The 11,979-nt window shown below is 40.8% G+C and carries 15 protein-coding genes; 5 read left to right on the top strand and 10 right to left on the bottom strand.

Annotation, left to right across the window (positions count from 1 at the left end; translation table 11 throughout):
- Positions 1-275: 275 nt before the first annotated feature.
- The 3 genes from ACYX4O_RS07475 to dapF all read right to left on the bottom strand — a co-directional run bounded on the left by ACYX4O_RS07475 (position 276) and on the right by dapF (position 1,875).
- A complete protein-coding gene (locus tag ACYX4O_RS07475; protein ID WP_476355984.1) occupies positions 276-500 on the bottom strand; it encodes a DUF3892 domain-containing protein in 225 nt (74 codons plus the stop codon).
- 43 nt (positions 501-543) lie between these two features.
- A complete protein-coding gene (locus tag ACYX4O_RS07470) occupies positions 544-825 on the bottom strand; it encodes a hypothetical protein (RefSeq protein WP_476355982.1) in 282 nt (93 codons plus the stop codon).
- 78 nt (positions 826-903) lie between these two features.
- A complete protein-coding gene (dapF, locus tag ACYX4O_RS07465) occupies positions 904-1,875 on the bottom strand; it encodes a diaminopimelate epimerase (RefSeq protein WP_476355980.1) in 972 nt (323 codons plus the stop codon).
- A 269-nt stretch (positions 1,876-2,144) separates the two neighbouring features.
- On the opposite strand from dapF, the gene ytzI reads away from it, so the two are divergent.
- Together ytzI and rpiA are read left to right on the top strand one after the other, a co-directional pair.
- Entirely contained in the window at positions 2,145-2,312 is a 168-nt protein-coding gene (gene ytzI, locus ACYX4O_RS07460; RefSeq protein WP_476355978.1) for a YtzI protein, read from the top strand.
- Positions 2,313-2,390: 78 nt separating this feature from the next.
- Positions 2,391-3,086 carry a ribose 5-phosphate isomerase A gene (gene rpiA / locus ACYX4O_RS07455; RefSeq protein WP_476355976.1) on the top strand — a complete coding sequence of 232 codons (696 nt, stop codon included), beginning with the start codon at positions 2,391-2,393 and terminating at the stop codon, positions 3,084-3,086.
- Between the two features lie 36 nt (positions 3,087-3,122).
- Here the strand turns inward: rpiA and ACYX4O_RS07450 are convergent, their stop codons facing one another.
- From ACYX4O_RS07450 to ggt, 5 genes are all read right to left on the bottom strand, one after another.
- Entirely contained in the window at positions 3,123-3,545 is a 423-nt protein-coding gene (locus tag ACYX4O_RS07450; protein ID WP_476355974.1) for an Hsp20/alpha crystallin family protein, read from the bottom strand.
- 128 nt (positions 3,546-3,673) lie between these two features.
- On the bottom strand, positions 3,674-4,336 hold the full coding sequence (locus ACYX4O_RS07445; protein ID WP_476355972.1) for a DsbA family protein: 663 nt from the start codon (positions 4,334-4,336) through the stop codon (positions 3,674-3,676).
- A gap of 177 nt (positions 4,337-4,513) precedes the next feature.
- On the bottom strand, positions 4,514-5,044 hold the full coding sequence (locus ACYX4O_RS07440) for a chromate transporter (RefSeq protein ID WP_476355970.1): 531 nt from the start codon (positions 5,042-5,044) through the stop codon (positions 4,514-4,516).
- Positions 5,041-5,592 carry a chromate transporter gene (locus tag ACYX4O_RS07435; protein WP_476355968.1) on the bottom strand — a complete coding sequence of 184 codons (552 nt, stop codon included), beginning with the start codon at positions 5,590-5,592 and terminating at the stop codon, positions 5,041-5,043. The genes ACYX4O_RS07440 and ACYX4O_RS07435 overlap by 4 nt, the downstream gene beginning before the upstream one ends.
- 589 nt (positions 5,593-6,181) lie before the next feature.
- Positions 6,182-7,792, bottom strand: a complete 1,611-nt coding sequence (gene ggt / locus ACYX4O_RS07430; protein ID WP_476355966.1) for a gamma-glutamyltransferase — start codon at positions 7,790-7,792, stop codon at positions 6,182-6,184.
- Between the two features lie 214 nt (positions 7,793-8,006).
- On the opposite strand from ggt, the gene ACYX4O_RS07425 reads away from it, so the two are divergent.
- Positions 8,007-8,522, top strand: coding sequence for a ribonuclease H-like YkuK family protein (locus ACYX4O_RS07425; RefSeq protein WP_476355964.1), 516 nt, complete (start codon positions 8,007-8,009; stop codon positions 8,520-8,522).
- 29 nt (positions 8,523-8,551) lie between these two features.
- Positions 8,552-9,055, top strand: a complete 504-nt coding sequence (locus tag ACYX4O_RS07420) for a hypothetical protein (RefSeq protein WP_476355962.1) — start codon at positions 8,552-8,554, stop codon at positions 9,053-9,055.
- A gap of 113 nt (positions 9,056-9,168) precedes the next feature.
- On the opposite strand, the gene ACYX4O_RS07415 is transcribed toward ACYX4O_RS07420, so the two are convergent.
- A complete protein-coding gene (locus tag ACYX4O_RS07415; RefSeq protein WP_476355961.1) occupies positions 9,169-10,062 on the bottom strand; it encodes a vanadium-dependent haloperoxidase in 894 nt (297 codons plus the stop codon).
- A gap of 362 nt (positions 10,063-10,424) precedes the next feature.
- On the opposite strand from ACYX4O_RS07415, the gene ACYX4O_RS07410 reads away from it, so the two are divergent.
- The gene (locus ACYX4O_RS07410; RefSeq protein ID WP_476355959.1) at positions 10,425-11,345 is read left to right on the top strand and encodes a DUF1002 domain-containing protein; all 921 of its coding nucleotides are present in this window, start codon (positions 10,425-10,427) and stop codon (positions 11,343-11,345) included.
- Positions 11,346-11,507: 162 nt separating this feature from the next.
- Here the strand turns inward: ACYX4O_RS07410 and ACYX4O_RS07405 are convergent, their stop codons facing one another.
- A complete protein-coding gene (locus ACYX4O_RS07405; protein ID WP_476355957.1) occupies positions 11,508-11,867 on the bottom strand; it encodes a hypothetical protein in 360 nt (119 codons plus the stop codon).
- Positions 11,868-11,979: the final 112 nt, after the last annotated feature.

The following is an 11,979-nucleotide window of genomic DNA, read 5'->3' as shown; positions in this document are numbered from 1 at the left end:
CTCTTTCGATGTCCCCGCTATTTGAAATTATTCCATCAACAGTACGTTCTCCCAATTAATATCCCTATTTTAACTGATAATAAAACCTATTACCAAAAAAAGCAACCCCCCTCAAAAAATCCCAATGCATCAACACTGAAACGTTTATCATATTAACGCATTAAACAGTACCAGACACCCTTCAACACGTTAAAGTACTCTATGGTGTCTGGCACGCTTTAGTGCTTTACTATATAAAAAACCTCTGGCTTTTTAGGCCAGAGGTTTTTTATTGATTAAAATAGTGGTAAATTTGCTAAATTGTTCGTAGGGTCACTGTCTGGTTCGCTTCGCAGATGTTCTTCGTTGTCCTTGCCACGGATTAAATTCACATGCTCTAGCATGCCATCGCGAGCCATTTGTTGGGCTTCTTTATAACCAACAACCTGACCTGATGATAATTTCATCTCAATGATTGAACCTTGGTTATTTTTTCGGACTGCTACGATTTTTTCACCCATCTACATCGCCTCCTTCAATTAGTATGAGGCAATATAGCAGACTTTATGAATCCTTTACAAAAGGAGACTTTTCTTCGACCGGGATAAACCTTGTGAAGTACGCTCCTAATAGAATAAAAATAAGTGTTAGGACCCAACTCACGATCCCGAGAGATTCCATATGTGCAGCAATTAAATTTACAACAGCTACCGCATATAAACTGATTGAGGTTAAGTAACTTTTAAATCCCCCAACTTTCCCATATTTTCTTTTGCGTCGAATTGCTCGAAAAATTGTAATAACAATGCTTACGATAAGTGCGACCCATAATAAAGTTGTAATCATAACAACGCTCCATATAGTAATAATTTCATAATCATTATATCATTGCATTTGAGTATCTTGTGAGAAAAAGCCTCTCATTTATAATGTAATTTGCTCTTGTGCGTATGACTGCATTTTAGCATATGCCTGGTTCTCAGCTTCAAACAACGAACGATCCTTTACTTCTTTAATTTCACCGGATGTTACATCAAGCTGGACTGTTGATGTATAGACATACGTAGCATTCCCACGAAGCTTAATGATATAATCATCTCCATCTTTTAAAGCTGTACAAATAACAAAACCACCACGGTTAAACACGAAGATTTCTTCGTTCAATTGATTCATTTCAACAATGACCGTGGTAAGTGCAGAAGCCGACATCGCTGTACCACATGCATTTGTTAGCCCAACACCACGCTCGTAGGTGCGTACAAAGATCTTTTGATCACCAAGTGGTTGAACATAACTTACATTGACTCCATTTGGAAGAAGTTCTTTATCCTGATTGGCTACCTTCCCTAACCAAGAAAGATTTTCATCATGCACTTCAGGCACTACTGTAATTATGTGTGGATTAGGTACACTTAAAGCAGTAAATGTTAAGTCTTTAGATAAAGCAGGGATTGGCTGTTCAATATGGATTTGATGCGAAGAATGTAGAGGCAATGAATCCGCATTAAAGGATACCGGTTCAATGTTCACTTCAAATGAAGGAATGTCTTCATACATTTCTTCTCGCTTTACAACAGGTAAATTCGCTTCTGGAGTTTCAATTACGACTTCATCTTTTCCTAATTTCTCTGTTACGTAACGAGCTACACAACGCAGACCATTCCCGCACATTTCAGCTTCTGAGCCATCCGGGTTAAACATGCGCATTTGGGCTTCTGCCACATCACTATTTAAGACAAAAAGGATTCCATCAGCGCCAACGATCCCTTCTCGATCGCATAACGTCTTGGCGATCGTAACCCGATCTTCTTCACTAAAGGAATAAGCTCCTGTCATTTCATCTATTAACACAAAATCATTGTTTGACCCATGACATTTTAAAATTTCAATATTCAATCCAAAACACTCCTTCACAGTTAACTACATTACATCTCATTCTCCTCTTTTCTCAACTATTTTTCAAGAGAAGTCGCCTGAACATCATCAAAACTTTACAGCACTAAAGAGTGCCAGACACTAAGCAATACTGTAAAGCGCTAAATGGTGTCTGGCACGCGGCATTCCTTTAGAGTGCTAAAGTAGGTGTTATTTCAATCAAAGGTAGGGTGTGATACAATGGAAGTGTTTTCATAGTGTTCGAGATTAAGAATAAGGAGGTCATGTCGTTGGTAGGAGTTATTGTTATCTGTCTTATCATCATGATCGCTGTATTAGCACTCACAATGGCCACCATCTCAGCAGGCTATAATCATAAAGAGACCGTTGATCCGTTACCAGATAATCCGTATGAAGACCACACAACTAATGATACAACTCATAAGGCTGCAGATTAGCGAATTCCCTTTAAGGAATACAATTGAGGAATGAAACACCTACATACAGGGAAAACCACCCAAAAAGGAGGGTTCCCTATGACCTGGAATAACTCTCTCGCGAACAACCTTAACTGGTCAAGCGAGATTTTAAATATGGATGCAAAACAACAAGTGGCCAATAAAATAGCTGAACGTGTTAAAGATGGAGATGTAATCGGAGTAGGATCAGGATCAACGGCTTTCTTAGCCATTCAATCCATTGCACAGAAGATTAAAGACCAAAAATTATCCGTCCAAGCTATCCCTACCTCCCATGAAGTCGCCTTAACGTGCAGTATCCTGGGTATTCCTACAACCTCTCTTGCATCAGCTAAACCTGACTGGGCTTTTGATGGAGCAGATGAAGTCGGTCCTGATCACCACCTTATAAAAGGACGCGGTGGCGCGATGTTCCATGAGAAGCTTGTGATCGCGAGCAGTGATGAAACTTATATCCTTGTTGACGAATCTAAATTTGTTGATGTACTAGGCTCAAAGCACCCTGTCCCTCTTGAAGTGGACCCAAGAGCCATTCACTTAGTTGAATCTCGTCTAGAGCATCTACCTGTAAAATCCGTGACTCTTAGAACTGCGAAATCAAAAGATGGTCCTGTTCTAACAGAAGCTGGCAACGTGATCTTAGATGTTCATTTTACAACCATCGCCCCCGACTTAGAGGGCACACTCTCAAAGCTACCGGGTGTAATTGAGTCCGGACTGTTTCAGCACTACGAGGTCACCATTTTATCCTAACCAAAAAAGCGCTTTGCACAGGCAAAGCGCTTTTTTCTATTCAATCTCAATCTTTTTACCTCTTCTTTTCGGAAAGGATACCTCAAGAATACCATCTTGATGTTTAGCCTTCATATCGCGGACAATGATAGTATCAGGAAGAGAGATTTCCCTTTCAAAATGGGATTGTGAACGCCTGAAATAGCCGGTTGTTGATTCAGAGACCGCTTCGTCATGCTCAACTGCAATACGCAGACTTTGGTCATACAGCTCAATATCAATACTTTCCTTCGCCACACCAGGAAGCTCTACCCACACCGTAAACTTTGATTTAGTATCTTCAATCTTTACCCCAGATCCTCCTTGAAACGATTCTGTAAAGAAATCATCAATCGCATCTAAAAAAGACCGGTTGGGGTTAATCTGAAACAACTCATCGAACATACTCTTCCCATGAGCTCTTTTTTTCGATGGACCCATAACTAAACTCCTCCCTGCAACGCTCTATGCTTTAGCCTATGCACAATAAAGAAAAGTGACTAGACACTTGCCCAATAATCGCATAAAAAAAGAGCACCCTATCAAGGTGCTCTCCTAAACGTATATACTTATTGATTCTCTGCCGCTTCATCAACAGCTTTTTCTAGATCTTCAAATGAAGCCCCTTCGAAGATTTCTCCGTCCACAACAAGTGTTGGCGTTGATGTAACACCCAGATCAGATACGATCTCTTTATCTGTGGATAAAGGTTCTTCACCAGCTCCATCTTCATAGGCCGACATGACCTTTTCAATTTTTGAATTATCTTCCACCACTGTACTTAAAGCGCCTTTAAGGTATTCATCAGTGAAAATACCCGCTTCTTGAACTTTCTCACTCATAAGGTGTTCATGGAACTTGATAAATGTGTCGTTTCCTAACTCTTGATAGACAACCTCAGCAAATGTTGCTGCTTTGTCAGAGTCACCAATAAATGCGTGGTTAACGAAATAAAGTTTTGCCTTCCCGGTGTCCACTAACTTCTGTTTAATTTCTGGAATAGCTAATTCCTGGTAGTCATGACAGTGGGGACATAAATAGTCATAAAACTCAACCATTGTTACAGGAGCATCATCTTCTCCAATGTATGGTTGGTTTTCATAAGAAACGGACTCTCCGCTATTATCAGACATTTGTCGGTCGATAAGTACAATAATAACGACCGCTGCTATAACAATTCCGATCATCCAATAAATCCAAGCGTTGCTACTTTTTTGTTTTGTCTTCGCCATGTTTCTCACCCTTCTTGGTTCACGATTATATCGATCTTTATGTATAATTTTCATTCTACACTCGAAGCTATTATAGGAACACTTTAAGCGAAGAGTCAAGGTATCACACTTCTACCTATGTTAACTTTATGGCAGTCTTGTTACGGCTGCTCTTGTTTTCAACAATTCTGTGACACTTCATCCCATGAATAAAGCTCCATATAAAAGCGACCCAGCAATCACAAAAGCTGGATGAACTTTAACCCTCTCAAGTAACACATAACTTGTAACGATTAGAAGAATCGTATGGAAAGTTCCCCCTCCCTCAAAAGATGTAACGAAAAAACGAAAAGCAATAACTCCAAGTAGTACAGCAATGGTCGGTCGCACATATAGAGTCATACGTTTCACTTTTGGAGAATCTTTATATTTATACAATAACCCAAGTAGCGCAATCATTAAGATAAGAGACGGCGCCACGGCTGCAAATACTCCTACAGCAGCACCAAGAACACCACCTACCTCATAGCCAATGAACCCTGCCATCTTTGTCGCAATCGGACCAGGTAACGCATTCCCCATGGCGAGGACTTCACTAAATTCATTGACAGTTAACCACCCATAGCGACCAACTACTTCATTTTCGACAAGAGGAATCGATGCCGGTCCACCCCCATAACCGAGAATTCCAGGAATAAAGAAGGCCAAAAAGATTTCCCAGTAGATCATTGTGCATCCCCCTCCTTCTCATCTTTCTTAAAGATCGCTCCAATGAGAAGTGTTGCAATAATAATCCCGGGATGAATGCCTGCTAATTCCATTAGAAGCCCAGTTACAACGGCCATCACAAGCGTCGCGGTCCAACCAAGACCACTCTTTGACTTCTTCAAAAACTGCCACGTTAACACGGCTAACATCACACCAACTACTGGAACAACAGCTTCTGTCATCCCCTGAACCCATGCTTGATCCTTAATAGAAGAAATGGACGTTAACAAAACAATCATAAGAACAATCGTTGGCCCCATCACTGCAAGAGTTGCATTCAACATCCCTTTGAAACCTTGTACGCGGTAACCAATATACCCCGCTAGCTTTGTGGCAATCGGACCCGGAAGCGTATTAGCCAACGCTAGAACATCTGAGAACTCCTCATCATTCATCCACTTATATTTATCAACCACTTCTTTATGCACAAGCGGAATCGAAGCCGGTCCACCGCCATAACCTAATATACCTACCCGAAAAAATGCCAGAAATAGATGCACTGCCTTCATAGTTAGTTCCTTTCTTTACTTGATTATATATAATTTCATATGTATTGGTCCGTTACCATACTAGAGCGAGGGCTTACTGGGGGACAACTCGCTTTCCTGCGGGGAGCTGGGAAGCCTCCTCAGACGGCAAGCCGTCTTCCGGGGTCTCCCCTAGGCTCCTCTTCCCGCGGGAGTCTCGCAGTCCCCCAGTAAGCCCTGATAAAATTGGATTAACGGCCCAGAGCTTGAATAGCAATATCGCATACACATAGCGTTGTACATAAGTTCACCAAATCCATACTCTCAATGTGGCGATGTTTTTGTTTAGCCCAACTCCAGTAAAGGTGGGCCGGGGAAAATGCGAGACTCCCGTGGAAAAACGGGCTTCCGAGATCCCGCAGAGAGCGAAGCGAACGAGGAAGCTCGGGAGTTCGTCCACAGGAAAGCGAGTGTTTTCCCCGGACCACCTTCCCCTTATTAAAGCAAACAAAAAGCATTATACTTGATACTCCTAAAACTAATATCCTCTAGCTTCTAGTCTTCCATATAACCTCCTTATATGGAAGACCAAAAAACAAAAGAAGAGGCACGAGGATGCCTCTTCATTCGTTTACCAGGCTGCGATGGTTCCGTCAGTTCTTGCTTCTGTGCCTCCTTGTAAGACACCTGTTTCAGGATTTCGCCATATAATCTGCCCACGTCCAAATCCTCCACCATCTAGTGCAACTTTAATGTGGTGTCCCTTACGCGCTAAGATTTGTGCAATTGAATTTGGAAATTGAGGTTCTACCATAACCGTCTTCCCTTCCATCCATTGCCAACGTGGAGCATCAAGAGCTGCTTGTGGGTTTAAATGAAAATCAACTGTATTCATAACGACTTGAAGATGTCCTTGAGGCTGCATGAAGCCTCCCATTACACCAAATGGCCCAATCGCTTCATCTCCTTTTGTAAGGAAACCTGGGATAATCGTGTGATACGTCCGCTTTCCACCTTTTAAGGCATTATCATGTTCAGGGTCCATGGAGAAATTGTGGCCTCTGTTTTGAAGCGCAATGCCTGTACCTGGTACAACTAAACCAGAACCAAATCCCATGTAATTACTCTGAATAAAGGATACCATATTGCCTTCGTTGTCCGCTGTTGCTAAATATACCGTTCCTCCTTTAGGAGGGATTCCTGCTTCAGGTGTGATTGCTTCTTCTCCTATCAGCTTTCGTCGTTCATCCGCATACGATTTCGATAACAATTCTTCTACAGATACAGACATTTCTTTCTCTTCTGTGACGTACTTCTGTGTGTCTACAAATGCAAGCTTCATGGCCTCTATCATTTTATGGTACGTCTCAGGAGATTCTTTCTCTCTAAAATCATAATCCTCAAGGGTACGAAGCGCCATCAGTGCAGCTAAGCCTTGTCCATTCGGCGGGATCTCCCAGACGTCATATCCTTTGTAACGGACTTTAATCGGCTTAACCCACTCCGGAGAAAATGCTTCTAAGTCCTCTTTTCTTAAGAATCCGTCATAGTCCTTTGAAAACTTATCAATTTTATCAGCTATTTCCCCGTGATAAAAATTTTCTCCTTTGGTCTCTGCGATTGATCGAAGCGTTTCAGCGTGTCCTCTAGACTTCCACACTTCACCGATTTCAGGGGCTTTTCCTGTTGGAGCGAATGTATCAAACCAGTATGTAAATTCTTCATCCGTTAACGTTTCCTTAAATTTATTATACGCGCCTTGCCAAAACTTACCGAGGACCGGAGATATTGGAAAGCCATTCTCTGCATATTCAATTGCTGGTTGAATCACCTCTTTAAAAGGCAATTTCCCGAAACGCTTTGAAAGTTCCGCCCAACCTGCAGGGACTCCCGGAACCGTTACAGGAATAAAACCAAAAGCAGGGATTTCTGTATGTCCTTTCTCTTTAACAGCATCAATAGATATATTCTGTGGTGCTGGCCCGCTAGCGTTGAGTCCATGCAGCTCACCTTTTGTCCAAACAAGGGCAAACGCATCTCCCCCAATTCCATTTGATGTCGGTTCAACGACCGTTAAACACGCTGCTGTTGCGATCGCTGCGTCAATAGCGTTTCCACCCTGCTTCATTATATCTAATCCAGCCTGCGCCGCTAATGGCTGAGACGTGGCTACCATACCGTTTTGAGCGAATGTCGTCATACGCTGTGACTCATATGGATAATGATTATAATCTGTACTCATTGCATACCCCACCTATCCCCATTCTAGTAAACATCTTGCTTCTTATTATAAAGACTCTCCCGACAATTTTCTATATATTCGGACAAATTATTTAGATTAACGAAATAATGAATATCTACAATTGTGTTAAGAATGTACTTTCGCGCACATGTCCTTCAAAATTCGAATATACTATAAGTAGCACCGATAAAACTAAATTTGAGGTGAATTGTTGATGGAATACTCCACCTTTTACAACCAGTCCAAACAACACATGACTGTAGAAGACGTATTGCAATCCATTGAATCCTTTATCGCCCAAGACCCTGCCAATCAGTATCGTTTATCCATTGGTACAGACTCCCACGTACACAAAAGTCACACCCGCTTCATCACAGCGATTCATATCCACCGAATCGGTAAAGGAGCCTGGGGAGCCTTGAGAAACCACACTGTCTCAAGAAAAGTTATGAGTTTAAAAGAAAAAATCTCCATCGAAACCTGGTTAAGTCAAGAGATCGCGTTTCACTTTACACCTGAATATTTAGCAGGTCTCGGACAACTCTTAGCCCCTTACGAAAAAGAGGGTGCTTCCCTTCAATTTGAAATCCATCTTGATATTGGCACAAAAGGACGTAGTAAAGACCTAATTAAAGACATGACAGAACGAATCGACGCAATGGGGATTGATGTTAAAATAAAACCAGAGGCATACGCTGCTTCTAGTTACGCGAATCGTTACACAAAATAACCCTACCTTTCTAGTAAAGGAGTGACTAAATGAAAACCAAACCCGCAAACGCTATTACAGGCTTAATCTTTGTCATAACCGGAATATTTATTCTCCTTGCGAACTTAGAAATCATCCCAATGCCACGGGCTTCTGTTGCTTGGCCGGCTTTTATTCTACTCCCTGCTCTCGGTTTTCACGCCGGCTTTTTCTTATCGGGACGAAAAAGAGAATTAGCCGGTCTTCTTGTACCAGGTGGCATACTCCTTGTTATCAGTCTATTATTCTTCTTTGAAACAGCCACTAGCTTTTCTTATTCAGCGTACACATGGCCTGTGTATTTACTTGCTCCTGCCTTTGGTTTATTTGAACTCTGGTACTTTGGTAAACGCGATAAAGAACTCTTAATCCCCATTAGCATCCTTACTGGTATCGCAGTTTTCTCTTGGGGTGAGATGCTCATGTCTGCAGTTGGACGATTATGGCCTGTCTTCTTTATTTTAATAGGAGTTTACTTACTTTTCGGAAGAAGAAAAGCGAAAAGCATTGAATAAGAAATAAGAAGTAAAGCTACCATTTCAAATGAGAACACAAATGAACCAACACGCATGGTATTTCCAATTGGAAATCACATGCGTGTTGGTTTACCGATTTAATCTAAACTTGGTTAAAAGAATAATCTTGGTTTAGAAGAAGCGTCCCTCTGTTTCTTATAAGATTCACGTGTCGTTTCTACTAATGAATCACAGGTGGTATCAAAATGAAATGGAATCGCTTGTTTGTAAGGAGGCGGAAGTAGTTTAGCATTTCGGTTCTCTCTGTAGTGAATGTCTACAGGAACCCCTTCTGAATTATAATCTTGGCGAAGCTCGTTGACTACAATTTGACCGATTTGTCTCCCGAGCCTTAAACCTTCATCATTATCAATCGGAAAGTGAACCCCTGCATATAACCTAGAAATTGCACATTCTTCTGCTAGCTTATGAAGGCGGCGTTTTTCCCCAGGAAAGAAGTAGCTAAGAATTGCTTCAGCCGCACCTGCTACAGCCGCATGGCCTGATGGATAAGATGGATGTCTTGGTGTACATATGACTGTAATAAGTTCGTCGTCTAGTTGATTTGGTCGAGCCACAAGCCACTTGTATTTTAAGTTCCAAGCGACCACAAAAGCATCATTTATTCCTCCTTGAAGAGCTGCTAAAATTCTACCAGCTCGAGGCGCTTCGACTCCATACGTATCTATTAGAATATCCGCAATCGGAGTCCATTGTTTCGTAGCAGGACCTCTCGACCAATAAGAAGCAATCCCCTCTTCTTTTAAGGTTCGTTCAGCCAATGTTCGTTTCACCAGGTTTAATTGAGCGTTCCAATTAATCGTGTTTGGATGACGAATTTCTAAATCTATAGGTTTTCCATCCTTTGTTGAAAAACCACCTTCGTCATTATGCTTAACGTAATAGGTGCTCCATGACCCAGAGTAAGGCGTTTCGGGGTTGAGGGGTGGGTGGTCTTCTCCAGCATAAGGCAAATCCGTCCATAGTTTATAATCATATTTATTCATTATGATCCTCACCTTTTCCATAGATTTTCTTATATGGATGTGAGATAAAAGCGTATAGTTCAGTAACCCATTTCTTTAAAATTGTCAGGAATATTAACGCCGCCTATTGAATAAAATGGAAATTCGAGATAAAGTGCATATACAAGCATGCAGCCTCCTAGATACATACTTCTTTAGAATGAATTTTGAAACTGCCCTCCTCTTTAAGATTATTTCCCGAACACTCTATACAAAGAGGTATAAATAAAGGATTTCCTCAAGTTTTGTCGTAATGAGGATATATGTTCTGATTCTAACACGAAGATCAAAACGTACATGGAAAGAGTAGTTAAAGAGGAAAGAAAAGAAAAGGTGTGTGGAATATGAAACGATTGTTATCATTCATTGCAGCAATGCTCCTATTAAGTGTAAGTCTAAATCAAGCCGTATCCGCTTCTACGTCAGGAAACGAGGGAATTAATGAGAAACTAGGCGTGTCCATTGTGGTGTACGGTGAAACATTAACGGATGCGCAGGAAGAAGAAGTGAGAAACCAATTAAATGTAGACAACCAGGATACCGTTGATGAATATAGTGTAAACGGTCAGGATATCGCCAATTACATTGGAGGTAATCCCAATTCAAGAATGTATTCTTCTGTAAAAATCACGCCTGAAGAAGAAGGAAGAGGGTTAACTGTAAACCTAGTAACACCTGAGAACATTACACAAGTTACAAAAGAAATGTACAAAAACGCCCTTTTAACAGCAGGTGTATCAGATGCGACAGTTGACGTCGCTTCTCCAGTAAAAGTAAGTGGTCATTCTGCTTTAACAGGAATCTATAAAGCATATGATGAAAAAGGAGTTACGTTAGATTCAGATCGCATGAAAGTGGCTAGTGAGGAACTTGACGTAGCTACAAAACTCGCAGAACAGTCTGGTATTAGTAAAGAAGAAGTAAGTCAGCTCATCTCTCAAATTAAGAAAGAAATCGCAGAGCAAAACCCTGCAACAAGAGAAGAAGTTGAAAGAATCGTTCAAAACCAGTTGGATTCATTAAACATCAACTTAAGCCCGGAAGATGTCGAACTGCTCACCAATCTATTTGATCAAATACGCTCACTCAATATTAACTTTGATGAAATTCAAGAGCAGTTAGAAGAAATCACAACAAGTGCAAAGGAACTATTAAATGACGAAGGATTTTGGAACAGCGTTCAGAATTTCTTCATGAAGATTTTAAATGCGATCAGTGATCTGATTAGCTCGCTGATTAATGGCATTCGAAGTATTTTTACCTAAAATAAAGGATCTGTCGATGATTCATATTGATAGCATTCACACTAAAGTGTCTCCGTTTTAAATCTCAATAATCCTGATCTATCCTTGAATGATCTTGTTTTAAAGCATAACAACAGCAAACTTTAACAAAGCCAAAATAAAAAGGACGCTTAGGCGTCCTTTTTATTTTATATAATCATCTATGTATTGTCTCCTTGTGTTATTTGCTTCACTCACCCAATCATTGAGCAGAGACTTTTTAATAATAAGTTCATCTTCTATCTTCGTATAAGGAAAACGTTTCCCACTGATCATGTGAGGATATTTCTCTTCTAGTCTTATAACCTTCTCTAGTGAGGCAGTACTAATTCTTAAATAATCGGCAGCTTCTGAAAGTGAGAGGACCTCACCAAATTCTTGCTTTTCTTCCTTCTCGTAAGCTATTGCCTCATTACTCCCATTTCCCTCTATAGATTTCCCAATCCACAAACTACTGAAAACGATTGATGCAGCTATAATGATGATTGAATACTCTTTTTTCACCTTACCCCTCCCACGATCATCTTAAAATTTTCATAAACGATTCCACTCGAAAAATTGCTAATTAAATCACCAATATTTGAGCAGATTCTTACTTCAAAAGCCCTTACACTCA

It is taken from the genome of Pontibacillus sp. ABV4_188 (assembly GCF_056311905.1).
The sequence above is the reverse complement of the archived record's forward strand: the minus strand, read 5'-3'. Positions and strand labels throughout refer to the sequence as shown.